Annotated in this window: 12 protein-coding genes; 1 reads left to right on the top strand and 11 read right to left on the bottom strand. The window is 66.8% G+C overall.

The window, feature by feature from the left end; genetic code table 11:
* Window positions 1-42: 42 nt before the first annotated feature.
* The 11 genes from carA to gloB form a co-directional block, all read right to left on the bottom strand.
* The gene (gene carA / locus CupriaWKF_RS05430) at window positions 43-1,179 is read right to left on the bottom strand and encodes a glutamine-hydrolyzing carbamoyl-phosphate synthase small subunit (protein WP_276099988.1); all 1,137 of its coding nucleotides are present in this window, start codon (window positions 1,177-1,179) and stop codon (window positions 43-45) included.
* 336 nt (window positions 1,180-1,515) lie between these two features.
* Window positions 1,516-1,926 carry a RidA family protein gene (locus CupriaWKF_RS05425; RefSeq protein ID WP_276099987.1) on the bottom strand — a complete coding sequence of 137 codons (411 nt, stop codon included), beginning with the start codon at window positions 1,924-1,926 and terminating at the stop codon, window positions 1,516-1,518.
* Between the two features lie 43 nt (window positions 1,927-1,969).
* Entirely contained in the window at window positions 1,970-2,419 is a 450-nt protein-coding gene (locus CupriaWKF_RS05420; protein WP_276099986.1) for an acyl-CoA thioesterase, read from the bottom strand.
* On the bottom strand, window positions 2,416-4,092 hold the full coding sequence (locus CupriaWKF_RS05415) for an AMP-binding protein (RefSeq protein ID WP_276099985.1): 1,677 nt from the start codon (window positions 4,090-4,092) through the stop codon (window positions 2,416-2,418). Before CupriaWKF_RS05415 ends, CupriaWKF_RS05420 begins: the two co-directional genes overlap by 4 nt.
* A gap of 68 nt (window positions 4,093-4,160) precedes the next feature.
* Entirely contained in the window at window positions 4,161-5,330 is a 1,170-nt protein-coding gene (locus tag CupriaWKF_RS05410; protein ID WP_276099984.1) for an acyl-CoA dehydrogenase family protein, read from the bottom strand.
* Between the two features lie 35 nt (window positions 5,331-5,365).
* Window positions 5,366-6,217 carry an enoyl-CoA hydratase family protein gene (locus CupriaWKF_RS05405; RefSeq protein ID WP_276099983.1) on the bottom strand — a complete coding sequence of 284 codons (852 nt, stop codon included), beginning with the start codon at window positions 6,215-6,217 and terminating at the stop codon, window positions 5,366-5,368.
* Window positions 6,218-6,281: 64 nt separating this feature from the next.
* Window positions 6,282-7,085 carry an SDR family NAD(P)-dependent oxidoreductase gene (locus CupriaWKF_RS05400; protein ID WP_276099982.1) on the bottom strand — a complete coding sequence of 268 codons (804 nt, stop codon included), beginning with the start codon at window positions 7,083-7,085 and terminating at the stop codon, window positions 6,282-6,284.
* A complete protein-coding gene (locus CupriaWKF_RS05395) occupies window positions 7,082-9,451 on the bottom strand; it encodes a bifunctional salicylyl-CoA 5-hydroxylase/oxidoreductase (RefSeq protein WP_276099981.1) in 2,370 nt (789 codons plus the stop codon). Before CupriaWKF_RS05395 ends, CupriaWKF_RS05400 begins: the two co-directional genes overlap by 4 nt.
* A 148-nt stretch (window positions 9,452-9,599) precedes the next feature.
* On the bottom strand, window positions 9,600-11,492 hold the full coding sequence (locus tag CupriaWKF_RS05390) for a propionate--CoA ligase (protein ID WP_276099980.1): 1,893 nt from the start codon (window positions 11,490-11,492) through the stop codon (window positions 9,600-9,602).
* 179 nt (window positions 11,493-11,671) lie between these two features.
* The gene (locus tag CupriaWKF_RS05385; RefSeq protein WP_276099979.1) at window positions 11,672-13,339 is read right to left on the bottom strand and encodes a transglycosylase SLT domain-containing protein; all 1,668 of its coding nucleotides are present in this window, start codon (window positions 13,337-13,339) and stop codon (window positions 11,672-11,674) included.
* Between the two features lie 131 nt (window positions 13,340-13,470).
* Window positions 13,471-14,271, bottom strand: a complete 801-nt coding sequence (gloB, locus tag CupriaWKF_RS05380) for a hydroxyacylglutathione hydrolase (protein ID WP_276099978.1) — start codon at window positions 14,269-14,271, stop codon at window positions 13,471-13,473.
* Window positions 14,272-14,283: 12 nt separating this feature from the next.
* Between gloB and CupriaWKF_RS05375 the strand changes: the two genes are divergently transcribed.
* A complete protein-coding gene (locus CupriaWKF_RS05375) occupies window positions 14,284-15,078 on the top strand; it encodes a methyltransferase domain-containing protein (RefSeq protein ID WP_276099977.1) in 795 nt (264 codons plus the stop codon).
* Window positions 15,079-15,098 lie beyond the last annotated feature (20 nt).

Below are 15,098 nucleotides of genomic sequence, written 5' to 3'. Positions count from 1 at the left end.
CCTGGTTCCCTGCTCGTCCCTGTTTCTCGAATGGCCTCGCGCTTACTTGCGCGCGTCCGCCATCATCTTCGTGAAGCGGTCGAACAGGTAAGCCACGTCGTTCGGGCCCGGCGACGCTTCCGGGTGGCCCTGGAAGCAGAAGGCCGGCTTGTCGGTCAGCGCGAAGCCCTGCAGCGTGCCGTCGAACAGCGACACGTGAGTCACGCGCGCATTGGCCGGCAGGGTTTCCGCATCCACCGCGAAACCGTGGTTCTGCGACGTGATCATCACACGGCCATCGTCCAGGTCCTTGACCGGATGGTTGGCGCCGTGATGACCGGCCTTCATCTTCAGCGTCTTGGCACCGATGGCCAGGGCCATGATCTGGTGGCCCAGGCAGATGCCGAAGGTCGGGATGCCACGGGCGATGAACTCGCGCGTCGCGGCAATGGCGTAATCGCACGGCTCCGGGTCGCCGGGGCCGTTCGACAGGAATATGCCGTCCGGATTCAGCGCCAGGGCATCGGCCGCGCTGGCCTGGGCCGGCAGCACCGTCACCTTGCAGCCGCGCTCGGCCAGCATGCGCAGGATGTTGTACTTCACGCCATAGTCATAGGCGACCACGTGGAACTGCGGCTTGTCCTGCTTGCCGTAGCCCTCGCCGAGCGCCCATTCCGACTGGGTCCACTCGTACGGTTCCTTGACCGACACCACCTTGGCCAGGTCCATGCCGGCCAGGCCGGGGAACGAACGGGCCAGGTCGATGGCCTTCTGGACGTTGTCCTCGCCGGCCAGGATGCAGCCGTTCTGGGCGCCCTTCTCGCGCAGGATGCGGGTCAGCTTGCGGGTATCGATGCCCGCGATGGCGACGACCTTTTCCTGCTTCAGGTAATGGCCGAGCGTGTGTTCCTTGCGGAAATTCGATGCCAGGATCGGCAGGTCCTTGATGATCAGGCCGGCGGCATGGACTTTCGTGGCTTCAATATCCTCACGGTTGACGCCGTAATTCCCGATGTGCGGATACGTCAGCGTGACGATCTGCCGGGAATAGCTCGGGTCGGTGAGGATTTCCTGGTAACCGGTGATGGCGGTGTTGAACACCACTTCGCCGATGGTATGGCCGGATGCGCCAATGGAATAGCCACGAAAGACCGTGCCGTCTGCAAGCGCGAGAATGGCGGACGGGAAAGACGGTAACACGGGTAGGCTCCTGCTGGACTCACCCCGTGACCGACCTGATCAACGCCTCGTGCCCCTTGGAGATGTCCGGTACGGCTGCATTGGCAGGTTGCCATTTGCGGCGCGACTCGGTCACAGCATGCACTTTGCATCACAAACTTCAATGCTGGCAAAGCTGCGCGGACGGGGGGCGGCGGAAGGTGGAAAGCGGTAGGCGCTAGGGTGAAGGGTTCTGAAAGCGAAACTTTCGAATTATATCTCGCACCCGGCAATTTCTCAAGTTTTCAAGGACTTGCGAGCGGCACGGGCGATGCCCGCGCCGCGCTGTCAAGCCGCTGCCACCCCGGACACAGCGCCTTATGCAGCCGGCGGCACCACCGCCGTCACCTCGATCTCCACCTTGGCGCGCGGCTCCACGAGGTCCGCGACCTCCACCGCGGTCATCGCCGGGAAATGCCGGCCGATGGTGTCCCGGTAATGCTGGCCGATGACCGGGTAGGCCGCCACGTATTCCGCCTTGTCCTTCACATACCACGTCATGCGCGTGATGTGCTCCGGCTTCGCGCCGCCCTCGGCAAGAACGGCGACGATATTGCGCAGGGTCTGGGCCACCTGCAGGCCGAAGTCGTCTGTCTCGAATTCGCACTGGCTGTTCCAGCCGATCTGGCCTCCGACGAAGATGAGCCGGCTGCCGGCCTGCACCTCCGTCATGATGCCGTTGGAATATCCGCGCGGTGCGGCCCAGTCGGGCGGCTGCAGAATCTTCATGATTGCTTCCTGATGTCTCGGTTGTTCGAATGGCTTTGATGCTTCAGATACCCCGGCCACCGGGCGCGGCCGGTCTGGCATCCAGATACTGCTCCATGGCCTGCCGCACGGGGCCTGGCAACGGCCTTGGCGCGATATTTCCCGTATCGACGCAAACCAGCCGCTGCGTCACTTCCAGCCGCAGCCCGCCGTCGGGGCCCACGAATCGCACCTGCACCGTGAAGCTCGATTGCCCCAGCTTGAGCACGCGCAACTCACGCGTGAGCGATTCCCCCAGGCGGCTGGGCGCGACGAAACGGCAGTGCAGCTCGGCAGTCGGCACGCCGGCATGCCCGGCGCCGTGCATGGCACCGAAAGGCCAGTCCAGCGCCTGGGCAAACCAGTCTTCAATGAAGTCATTGAGCATCTCGAAGTAGCGCGGATAGAACACGATGCCGGCGGCATCGCAATGCCCGAAGCGCACCAGCACCGTATTGCGGAATACCGTGCTCATGGCTTCCCCGCAGCGGGCGCGTCGCCGTTGGCCTGTTCCGCCATCTGGCGCAGCCGGAAGCGCTGCAGCTTGCCGGTTTCCGTGCGCGGCAGCGCCGGAACGAAAACGATGCGCCGCGGGTACTTGTAAGGCGCGATCTGGCGCTTCACGTAATCCTGCAGCGCGGCGCGCGTGGCGTCGCTGGCCTCCACGCCTTCGCGCAGCACGACGTAGGCCGTCACCACGTGGCCGCGCTCCGCGTCCGGCGCCCCGACCACGCCGCATTCGGCCACGTCCTTGTGCTGCATCAGCGTGCTCTCCACCTCCGGGCCGGCAATGTTATAGCCGGCGGAGATGATCATGTCGTCGGAACGGGCCTGGTAGAAGTAGTAGCCGTCCTCGTCCATGTAGAAGGTGTCCCCGGGCAGGTTCCAGCCGGCCTTCACGTAGTTGGCCTGGCGCGGGTCGTCCAGGTAGCGGCAGCCCGTCGGGCCGCGCACCGCTAGCTTGCCCACCGTCCCCGGAGGCACCGGCTGCATGTCCTCGTCGACGATCTGCGCGACATAGCCTGGCACGACCTTGCCGATGGCGCCCGGCTTCACCTCGGCGCCCGCGCTCGAAATGAAGATATGCATCATCTCCGTGCCGCCGATGCCATCGGTCATCTCGATGCCCGTCGCCGCCTTCCACGCCTGGCGCGTAGCGTCGGGCAGCGCCTCGCCGGCCGACACGCTCTTCTTCAGGCTGCTCAGGTCGTAGCGCGAAGCCAGCGCGGCCATCTGGCGGTAGAAGGTCGGCGCGGTGCACACGATGGTCGCGCGGAAGTCCGCAATCAGTTCCAGCAGTCCGTCCGGCGTGAGCTTCTCGGCGAGCACGGTGCTCGCGCCGATGCGCCACGGGAAGCACAGGATGCCGCCAAGACCGAACGTGAAGGCGATTGGCGGCGTGCCGCAGAAGATGTCGTCCGGCTCGGGCCGCAGCACGTGGCGCGGGAACAGGTCGCACATCGCGAGCACGTCACGGTGGAAGTGGACGGTGCCCTTGGGCTGGCCGGTCGTGCCGCTCGTGAATGCGATCAGGCAGATGTCGTCGGCCGCGGTGTCGCAGGCATCGAAGGTGTCGGGCTTGCCCTCCATGGCGGCCTCGAGCGAGCCCTCGCCTTCGCCGTTGAAGTACAGCGCCTGGGTCAGGCTCGCGCAGTGGAATTCGCCACCTTGCTGCCGGTTGGCCTCCAGATCCTCGCGCAGCCGCACATCGCACAGCGCCGCGGTGACTTGGGCCTTGTCGAGGATCTGCTTGAGTTCCTTCGCGCGCAGCAGCGGCATGGTCGGCACCGCGATCAGGCCTGCCTTGATGGTCGCGAGCCAGCTCGCGGCCATCATCAGGTTGTTGGGCCCGCGCAGCAGCACGCGGTTGCCCGGCACCAGCCCCATATCCTCGGTCAGCACATGGGCGATGCGGTTGCTCAGCGCCGCCAGCTGGGCATAGGTGACGGTCTCGATGCCGCCATCGCGCCGGTGACGGATGGCCACGCGCTCGCCGCGGCCTTCGCGCACATGCCGGTCAACCAGTTCCACGGCGCAGTTCAGGCGCTCGGGGTAGTCGGTGTCCGCATTGAAGCAGAACTCTGGCCATGCCTGCGGCGGCGGCAGCCGGTCGCGGGCGAAGGTATCGAGGTGGGCGGTGGTCGCCATGACTTGCCTCCTGTCTGCTGTGTCGCTGACTTGGTGATGGTGCGATGCCGGGTTGCTGCCGCGCAGGTTCAGCCTGCCTGCGCCGCGAGCGTTTCGCGTGCGATGATCAGCTTCTGCACCTCGGTCGCGCCTTCGTAGATGCGCAGCGAGCGGATCTCGCGATAGAGCCCTTCCACGCGTGTGCCGACCTTGACGCCAAGGCCGCCGAACATCTGCACCGCGCGGTCGATCACCTGCTGCGCGTTTTCGGTGGCCACCATCTTGGCCATGGCCGCCTCGCGCGTGGTGCGCACGCCCTTCACGTCGCGCAGCCAGGCCGCGCGATAGGTCAGCAGCGCCGCTGCGTCGATCGCGGTTGCCATGTCGCCGATGGCCGCCTGCGTGAGCTGCAGATCGGCCAGCACGCCGCCGAACATCGGCCGCGCACGGGCTCGCGCCAGCGCTTCGTCGAGCGCGGCACGGCCAAAGCCGAGCGCCGCCGCCGCGACCGAGGCGCGGAAGATGTCCAGCGTCATCATCGCCACCTTGAAGCCCTGCCCGGGCTCGCCCAGGCGGTTGGCCATCGGCACGCGGCAGTTGTCAAAGCGCAGCGTGGCCAGCGGGTGCGGCGCCATCACGTCGATCCGTTCGGCAATGCTCAGGCCCGGCGTGTCAGCGTCCACCACGAAGGCTGAAATGCCGCGCGCTCCCGGCGCTTCGCCGGTGCGCACGAACACGCAGTAGAAATCAGCGATGCCGCCGTTGGAGATCCAGGTCTTGGCGCCATCGATCACATAGTGGCTGCCGTCGGCATCGAGCCGCGCGCTGCATTGCATTGCCGCCACGTCGGAACCAGCGTCCGGCTCCGACAAGGCAAAGGCCGCGATGGCCTCGCCGCGCGCCACGCGCGGCAGGTAGCGCTCGCGCACCTCGGCGCTGCCGGCGAGCGAAATCGCGCCGGAGCCGAGGCCCTGCATGGCGAACGCGAAATCGGCCAGGCCATCATGACGGGCCAGCGTTTCACGCAGCAGGCACAGCGAGCGCGAATCGAGCTTCGGCAAGGCGCCGCCGTGCGCTTGCGGCACGCAGTAGCGCAGCCAGCCGGCCTCGCCAAGCTGGCGCACCAGCGCGCGGCAGGCGGCGTCGGTATCGCTGTGGTCCACCTTCAGGCTGGCCGCGCACCACGCGTCGAGGTCGCGCTCCAGCGCGCGGTGCGAGTCGTCGAACAACGGCAGTTCGAGATAGGTCTTGTCGGACATCGGGAATCCCTTTGGGTTCGTGCCTTGGATAGCGGTCAGTCGCCTTCGAACACAGGCTTGCCCTTGGCGACGAAGGCCTCGTAGGCACGACGGAAGTCGCGCGTCTGCATGCAGATGGCCTGGGCTTCGGCTTCCGCCTCGATGGCTTCGTCGAGCCCCATGTTCCACTCCTGGTGCAGCAGCTTCTTGGTCACGCCGTGCGCGAAGGTCGGGCCCGCTGCAAGCTGCGCGGCGAGCGCGTGCGCCTCGGCCAGTACCTTGTCCGACGCATGCAGCGCGTTGAAGAAGCCCCACTGCAGGCCCTCTTCGGCCGTCATCACGCGGCCGGTGTACAGCAGTTCGCTGGCCCGGCCCTGCCCGATCACGCGCGGCAGCAGCGAGCACGCGCCCATGTCGGCGCCGGCCAGGCCCACGCGCACGAACAGGAATGCGGTCTTGGCCTGCGCCGTGCCCACGCGCATGTCGGAGGCCAGCGCCATCATCGCGCCAGCGCCCGCGCAGATGCCGTCGATCGCGCTGATGACGGGCTGCGGGCAGGCGCGCATGGCCTTGACGAGATCGCCGGTCATGCGCGTGAAGTCCAGCAGTTCAGGCATGCTCATCTTCGTGAGCGGGCCGATGATCTCGTGCACGTCGCCACCTGAACAGAAATTGCCGCCTGCGCCCGTGACCACCACGGTCTTGATGTCGCTGGCATAGCACAGCGCGCGGAACAGGTCGCGCAGCTCGGCATAGGAATCGAACGTCAGCGGGTTCTTGCGTTCCGGGCGGTTCAGCGTGATGGTGCCCACCTTGCCGTCGTCCGAGACGGACCACAGGAAGTGTTTCGGCGAATAGTCCGCGAAGCTGCGCTTGTGGTGGCGCATGTCGAGTGCGATGTCGGTCATGTTCTCTCTCTGTCTGGTTCTGTCAGCAGCGCCATCCGCTGCCGTGTTCGCTGGCGCTGCGCGCTTACCCTGTCATGACTTCCCCGCCCGCCACGGCGATCGCCTGGCCCGTCACCGCGCTGGCCGATGGGCGGCACAGCCACGCGACGGCGTCCGCCACTTCGTCGGGCTGCACCAGGCGCCGCTGCGGATTGCGCGAGGCCAGTTCGGCGCGCGCCTCGGCTTCGCTGCGACCGGTCTTGTCCACGATATTGGCCACGGCGTCGCGCACGATATCGGTCTCCGTATAGCCCGGGCAAACCGCGTTGACCGTAATGCCGCTGCGCGCGGTCTCCAGCGCCAGCGCGCGCGTCAGTCCGATCACGCCGTGCTTGGCCGCGCAATAGGCGCTGACGTAGCCATAACCGACCAACCCCGCGGTGCTGGCCACGTTGACGATACGTCCCCAACCCGCCGCCATCATGGCGGGCAGCGCGGCCTGCGTGCACAGGAAGGTGCCGGTCAGGTTGACGTCCAGCATGCGCTGCCACAGCGCCAGGCTGGTCTTGCCGAAGGGCGCGCTGTATGCCTGCCCGGCGTTGTTCACGAGCACGCCGACCGGGCCGGCCTTGGCCTCGGCCGTGGCGAAGGCGGCGGCAACGCTGTCCGCATCGCTGATGTCCGCCGGCACCGCCGTCAGCACGGCGCCATCGGTCAGCAGCGGACGCAGCTCGCCGGCGGCACGTTCCAGCACCTGCACGTCGCGCCCCACCAGCGTGACGCTGGCGCCTTCGGCCAGCAGCCGGCGCGCAATGGCCGCGCCAATGCCGCGTCCGCCGCCGGTCACCAGCGCGTGCCGGCCTCGCAGGGAATCGACCGTCATCGTCAATGCTCCACCACGCCACGGGCCAGGGCCGCGGCGCGTTCGAGGTTGGTTTCGAGCTGGCGCTTGCCGGCTTCATACTGGCGCGGCCAGCTCACGTCGCGGTAGCCAAGCTTTGCCGCTTCATGCAGCGTCCAGGCCGGATCGGCCAGGTGCGGGCGCGCCACGGCACACAGGTCGGCGCGGCCGGCCGCGATGATGCTGTCGACATGGTCGGCCTCGAAGATCGCGCCCACCGCAATGGTCGGGATGCCCGCCTCGTTGCGGATGCGGTCGGCGAAAGGCGTCTGGTACATGCGGCCGTACACTGGCGCCTGGTCCGGACTGACCTGCCCCGAAGAGCAATCGATCATGTCCGCACCGGCTGCCTTGAACGCGCGCGCGATCTCCACCGCATCGTCGGGCGTGATGCCGCCTTCGACCCAGTCGTGCGCGGAAATGCGCACCGACATGGGCTTGTCCGCCGGCCATACCGCTCGGACCGCCGCGAACACTTCGAGCGGGTAGCGCAGGCGGTTGGCGAGCGCGCCGCCATACTCGTCGGTGCGCTGGTTGGTCAGCGGCGAAATGAAGCTCGACAACAGGTAGCCATGGGCGCAGTGCAGCTCGAGCCAGTCGAACCCGGCCTCAGCGGCGCGGCGTGCAGCGGCCACGAAATCATCGCGCACGCGCTCCATGTCGGCGTGCGTCATTTCGCGTGGCACCTGGGACTCATCAACGAGGTATGGAATCGGCGAGGCCGACAGCAACGGCCAGTTGCCCTGCGGCAGCGGATGGTCCATCGCCTCCCAGCCGAGCTGCGTCGAGCCCTTGCGCCCGGCATGGCCAAGCTGCATGGCGATGCGCGCATCGCTGTTGGCATGGACGAAATCGACGATGCGCTTCCAGGCATCGCGCTGCGTGTCGTTCCACAAACCCGGGCAGGCCGGCGTGATGCGCGCATCGGGCGACACGCAGGTCATCTCGGCCACCACCATGCCGGCACCGCCGAGCGCGCGCGAGCCGAGGTGCACGAGGTGGAAATCGCCCGGCACGCCATCCACGCTCGAATACATCGCCATGGGCGACACCACCACGCGGTTCTTCAGCGTCACGCCACGCACGCGGAATGGCGTGAACATGGGCGGCACCGGCTTGTCTTCACGCAGGCGCAGCGCCTCGGGCGGCACGCCAGCCTGGCCGGCCAGCCAGTGCTCGAACTTCTGCACGTAGCCAGCGTCGCGCACGCGCAGGTTCTCGTGCGAGATCCGCTGCGAACGCGTCAGCAGCGAATAAGCGAACTGCTCCGGTTCCAGCCCCGCATAGCGCTCGACGTTCTCGAACCACTCGGTGGAGTTGCGCGCGGCGTTCTGGATCTTCAGCACTTCCACGCTGCGGGTAGCCTCGTAGCGGGTCAGCGCCGCAGGCAGGGAGTCATGCGCGGACGGGCCCGAGCTGGCGATTTCGGTTGCCAGGTCAATCGCATCTTCCAGCGCCAGCTTGGTGCCCGAGCCGATCGAGAAGTGCGCTGTGTGCGCGGCATCGCCCATCAGCACCACCGGCACGCGGCGGCCATCGGGCAGCGTATTCCAGTGCACCCAGTGCTTGCAGATCACGCGCGGAAAGCGGATCCAGTTTGCCGAGCCGCGCAGGTGGGTGGCATTGCTGATCAGTCTGTTGCCGTCGAGGTACCTGGCGAAGAGCTTCTCGCAGTACGCTATGCCCTCTTCCTGGCTCATCTGCTCGATGCCGGCAGCGCGCCAGACCTCTTCCGGCGTCTCCACGATGAAGGTGGAGGTGTTATCGTCGAAGCGGTAGGCATGTGCCTGGAACCAGCCATGCTCGGTCTTCTCGAAGGCAAAGGTAAAGGCGTCGAACAGCTTGTGCGTGCCAAGCCAGACGAAGCGGCACTGGCGCGTATCGATATCGGGCTCGAAGGTGTTGGCGTAGCGCGTGCGAATGCGGCTGTTCAGGCCGTCCGAGGCGATGACGAGGTCGGCCTGGTATTGCATGGCCAGGGTCTGGTCGTCCGTTACATCGGTCTCGAACACGAGCTTCACGCCGAGCGCTTCGCAGCGCGCCTGCAGGATGTTGAGCAGCCGCTTGCGGCCAATGCCGATGAAGCCATGCCCGCCGGAGCGGATGGTGCGCCCGCCGATATGGATATCGATGTCGTCCCAGTGATTGAAGGCTTCGTTGATCTCGACGGCGCTGACCGGGTCGGCCTGCTTCAGGTTATCCATGGTGGCGTCTGAGAACACCACGCCCCAGCCAAAGGTGTCGTAGGGCCGATTGCGCTCCACCACGATGACTTCGTTGGCCGGATCCTGCAGCTTCATCAACAGGCCGAAGTACAAGCCTGCCGGCCCGCCACCAATACAAAGCACTCGCATCTGTCGTCTCCTGCCCGGGCTGCCCGCCAGCGGCGGGAGCGCATCTAAATCATGTCTAAATATTTTATGCTTCAAATATTAGCCCGCAAGCGTGGGCGGTGCAAGTCGAATCTGCGATGTGCCCCGAACGGCGCACATCGCAGGTTCGTCAGCCCTTCAGGGCCGACAGCAGTTGTTCCAGCGCAGTGGGATCTTCGATCGTGGTGAGGTCGCCCGGATCGCGCCCTTCCGCCACCGCCTGGATGGCGCGCCGCAGCAATTTCCCGGAACGGGTCTTAGGCAGTGCATTCACAAAGAATACGCGCGCCGGCCGCGCCACGGCCCCAAGCTGCTGCTCCACCGTCTTCATGAGTTCGCCCTCGAATGCGAGCCGCGCCTCGGGTGTCGCGGTGCGCGTGGCGTCGCGGGCAATGCAGAAGCCCATCGCCACCTGCCCTTTGAGCGCGTCCTGCACGCCCACGACCGCGACTTCGGCCACGCCCGCGTGGGACGACAGGCTCTCCTCGATCTCGCGCGTGCCCAGGCGGTGGCCGGCCACGTTGATGACGTCGTCGGTACGGCCCAGGATGAACACGTAGCCGTCTTCATCGCGCACGCCCCAGTCGAAGGTCGAATAGCACAACCGGTTCGGCACCGCCGACCAGTACGTCCGCACGAAGCGTTCGTCGTCACCCCACACCGTGCTCATGCAGCCGGGCGGCAACGGGCCGTCGATGGCCACCACGCCCTTCTGACCGGGGGCGCATTCCTCGCCCGTGTTCTCGTCGACGATGCGCAGGTCATAGCCATAGGCCGGCACGCCCGGCGAGCCGAGCTTGGGCGGCAGCACGGCAATGCCGCGCTGGATGGCGATGATCGGCCAGCCCGATTCCGTCTGCCAGTAGTTGTCGACCACGGGCTTGCCGATGCCATCCTGGATCCATCGCGCGGTAGGCTCGTCGAGCGGCTCGCCGGCCAGGAACAGCAGCCGCAGGCTTGAGAGGTCGTATTTCGTCAGGAAGGCGGGGTCCTGTTTCTTCAGCACGCGGATCGCGGTGGGCGCGCTGAACATCAGGTTGACCTTGTACTGCTCCACGAGCCGCCACAGGATGCCGCCGTCCGGGCGGATCGGCGTGCCTTCGTACATCAGCGTGGTCATGCCCGCCAGCAGCGGACCGTAGACGATGTAGCTGTGCCCGACGACCCAGCCGATGTCCGACGCCGTGAACATGGTGTCGCCGGCCTTGCCGCAGAAGATGTACTCCATCGAGGTAGCCAGCGCCACCGCATAGCCGCCGGTGTCGCGCTGCACGCCCTTGGGCTTGCCGGTGGTGCCCGACGTGTAGAGCACGTAGGACGGCTCGGACGATTCCAGCCAGGTGCATGGCACCTCGGTACCGGCCACGCGTTCGCGCCAGGCCGCATAGTCTTCATCGCGGCCCTGCACGCGCGGCATGTCGGCGAGCTGGCGGTCGACCAGCAGCACCTTTTCGGGCTTGTGGCCGGAAAGCCGGATGGCCTCGTCGAGCAGCGGCTTGTATGGCACCACCTTGCCGGCCCGCGAACCGGCGTCGGCGCTGACAATCACGCGCGGCTGCGCGTCGTCGATGCGCGCCGCCAGGCTGACCGAGGCAAAGCCGCCGAACACGACCGAGTGGATCGCGCCGATGCGCGCGCACGCCAGCATGGCAAACGCCGCCTCGGGAATCATCGGCATGTAGACCAGCACGCGGTGGCCCTTGCGTACGCCAAGCCCTAGCAGGATGGCCGCCATGCGGCTGACCTCGTCGTGCAGCTGGGCGTAGGTGTAGGTGCGCTCCTGCTCCGTTTCGGTGGACACCCAGACCAGCGCCGGCTGCTGCGCGCGCGTGGCCAGGTGGCGATCCACGGCGTTGTGGCACAGGTTCGTGCGCCCGCCGACGAACCAGCGCGTAAATGGCGCGCGGCTGTTGTCGAGTACTTGTCCGAACGGGGTTTCCCAGTCAATGCGCTGCGCCTGTTCGGCCCAGAACCCCTCGGGGTCGGCCAGCGAACGGGCATGCACGGCATGGCTTGCCATCATGGCAGGTCTCCTCCGCGTCTTGCGGGTAGTTATTGTCGTGCTAGTTTGCCACCGGCACGGCGTCCTGTGCGCCCCCCGTCCGTTGTGCTTGGCAGGCGCCGCTGTTTAGCCGGCGGCGCCGGCGAAACAGCGGCGCCCGCGAAGAACGACACCCCAATCCCAACCACCTTCCTCCCCGCCTACCGTGCCTTACCTGCCTTAGACGCCCCCTTGGCCGAGGCCTTCACCGCCGGCGCCGACTTGGCCGCCGCCGAACGCGAAGCCCCGGAGCCCTTGCTGACCGCCTGGCGCGGCGCGGCTTCCACCGTGATGCGCTTGCGCCCTTCGGCCTTGCCCCTGGCGGGCGCCGATACGCGCACCACTTCGGGCTTCTCGGTGGCCGGCTCCGCGCGCGCCGTGCGCGCGGCCCTGGTCGCTCCACCAGCGCGGACCGGCACCATCAGCACCAGGCTTTGTCCCGCAACCAGCTTGGTGCCGGAAAGCTTGTTCCACGATTGCACCTGGCTCGGCGACACGCCATAGCGGTGCGCCACCGTGGCCACCGTGTCCCGGCGGCTGGCGCGCACCACCACGCGGCGCGCATCGGGCAGGTCAGGTTCCATGGCCAGCATGGCGCTGTCCGCCAGCGTCGCACTGATGTCCTGATCATGGTGGCCCGAACGCGGGATCATCACCGTCGAGCCGGCCTTCAGCCGCATGCCGCGCGGAATGCTGTTGATCTCGCGCAGCGTATCCGGATCAATGTTCAGGCGTGCCGCGAGCGATTCCACGCGCTCGCGGTTATCCACCGTCACCGCTGTCCAGCTCGACAACCCGCCCCGGTAGGTGTTCAGGTTGTACTGGAAGCGTTCGGCGTTATCGAACGGCAGCAGGATTTGCGGGTTCGACGCGCCCAGGATCACTGGCTGGTTGAACGACGGGTTCAGCGCCTTGAACTCTTCGAGGGACATATTGGCCAGCTTGGCCGCCAGCGTGACGTCGATATCGCGGCTCGTGGTGACCGTGACGAAATATGGATGATCCGGGATATCGGGCAACCTGACGCCATACGCGGCCGGGTTGGCGATGATGTTCTTCACCGCCTGCAGCTTCGGCACGTAGTAGCGCGTCTCGTTCGGCATCGTCAGGCTGGCGTAGTCGGTGGGCAGGCCACGCGCCTGGTTGCGCGCGATCGCGCGCGAAACCGCCCCCTCGCCCCAGTTGTACGCCGCCAGCGCCAGGTGCCAGTCGCCGAACATGTCGTAGAGGCGCGCCAGGTAGTCGAGCGCGGCATCGGTCGAGGCCAGCACATCGCGGCGCTCGTCCCGGAACATGTTCTGCTTGAGGTTGTAGGTCTTGCCTGTACTCGGGATGAACTGCCACATGCCCGCCGCCTTGGCACTCGATTGCGCCTGCGGATTGAACGCGCTCTCGACGAACGGCAGCAGCGCCAGCTCGGTCGGCATATTGCGCCGCTCCAGTTCCTCCACGATGTGATACAGGTAGCGGCTCGACCGCGCCACCATGCGCTCCATGTATTCCGGGCGCTGCGCGTACCACTGGGTGCGGTCGTCCACCAGCGTCCCCTCCAGGTCCTGCATGGCGAAGCCACGGCGGATGCGGTCCCAGATATCGGAGGACGGGCCGCGCAGCCAGTCCAGGCCAGGCTGATCGGCGTTGATTTTGGCGGCGCCAGGTGCGAGCGTCTTGTCGACGCTGAGCGTGTTCAGCGGATCCTTGCCGCTGCGCGTGGAAGTCAGGGCGGTCGGGGCGCCGGACGCATCGGCGCCGGGCGGTGTGGGCGTGCTGGCGCAGGCTGCGAGCAGCACCACGCTTGCAAACACCGCCAGTAATCGACCAAATTTCATTAAGTTCTCGAATTGTGACGCTAAAAGGTTGCGTGATGCTAAAAAAAACGGGCTTTCGCGTCAATGAGATTTTCCAAGCGACAAATATGCCGGCGCGCGCCCTGTCGCCGCCGCACTCGCGCCGATGCGGTTCAGCGGAAATTGTCCTTCCAGCCCCGCAGTGCGCCAAACGCCTCGGCATCGCCCGCCACATTGCCACCCTGCGCCTGCACCGCCGCACGCACGGCCGGCTCGCGTGAACGCAGGAAGGGATTGACCTCGCGCTCGAGCGCGATGGTGGACGGCACGGTCGGCTGGCCCTGCCCGCGCAACGCCTCGACGCGCGCATCCCAGGCAGCCAGCGCGGCATTGCCGGGCTCCACCGCGCGCGCAAATCGTACATTGCTGCGCGTGTATTCATGCGCGCAGTACACGCGCGTGTCTCCTGGCAGCGATGCAAGCTTGTCCAGCGACGCCAGCATCTGCGCGGGCGTGCCTTCGAACAGTCGGCCGCAGCCCGTGGCAAACAGCGTATCGCCGCAGAACACGGCCGGCCCCGCTCCCTGCAGTTCGCCGACATAGGCGACATGGCCTGCAGTATGGCCCGGCACATCGAGCACGCGCAGTTGCAGCGCGGGCGCCTGCAGCGTCACCGTATCGCCTTCGCGCACGGCCTGGGTACGGCCGCCAATGCGCTCCGCGGCCGGGCCGATCACGGGCATAGGCGAGCCGTCGGCCGTGGCCGGGTGCGCGGCAAGCAACTCGGCCACACCACCCTGGTGATCACCATGGTGATGGGTGATTACAATAGCGCCCAGAGCCAGGCCCTTGTCCACCAGGAACCGCTCCACCGGCGCCGCCTCGCCGGGATCGACCACGGCAGCATTGCGGCCGTCGTGGATGGCCCAGATATAGTTATCCTGAAATGCGGGGATCGGCTCCACTTTCAACATGCGTGTACTCCTATGGCTGACCGTCCGATTGTAAGCTGGGAAGACTGGCTGGCTTCGCCTCCCGGGCAATACATGCTCCGGTGGGAGGCGCAGCAATACGACCGGACCGTGACGGACATCTTCGGCTATCACGCGGTCCAGATGGGCCTGCCCGTCATCGATACCCTGCGCGAGAACCGGATGCCGTTCTCGGCGCTCGCACTCGATCCCGCCAGCGGCCCCCACGGGCCGCGCGCCGCGCACCCCGACGCGCGCCAGTTGCTGTGCCGTTTCGACGAACTGCCGTTCGATACGCAGAGCATCGACCTTGCCACCCTGCCCCATGTGCTCGAGTTCGCCGAGGACCCGCACGAAGTGCTGCGCGAAGTGTCGCGCGTGCTGATGCCCGAAGGCCGCGTGGTGGTGACCTGCTTCAACCCAATGAGCCTGTGGGGCGCGCGCCAGGGACTGAACCGGCTGGGCGCCATGCCGTTCCTGCCCACTGACGCACAGTCGATCGGCTTTGTGCGCATCAAGGACTGGCTCAAGCTGCTGGGCTTTGACATCATCCGTGGCCGCTTCGGCTGCTACTGCCCGCCGTACCGCACCGACCGCTGGCTGCAGCGTGCCGCATTCATGGAAAAGGCCGGCGACCGCTGGTGGCCGATCTTTGGCGCGGTATACATGATTTCCGCGGTCAAGCGCGTGCGCAATATCCGCCTGGTCGGCCCGGCCTGGAAGACCGCCAAGGCAGCGCTCACACCCGTAGCCAGCCCGGTGGCGACACCGACCGGCACACACGGCAAAACCCCCGGCGACGACAACTGACCCCGCCGGGGCGCACCTAT

The sequence above is a fragment of the Cupriavidus sp. WKF15 genome, assembly GCF_029278605.1.
Taxonomy (GTDB): Bacteria; Pseudomonadota; Gammaproteobacteria; order Burkholderiales; family Burkholderiaceae; genus Cupriavidus.
This window is presented reverse-complemented; position numbering and strand designations above follow the sequence as displayed.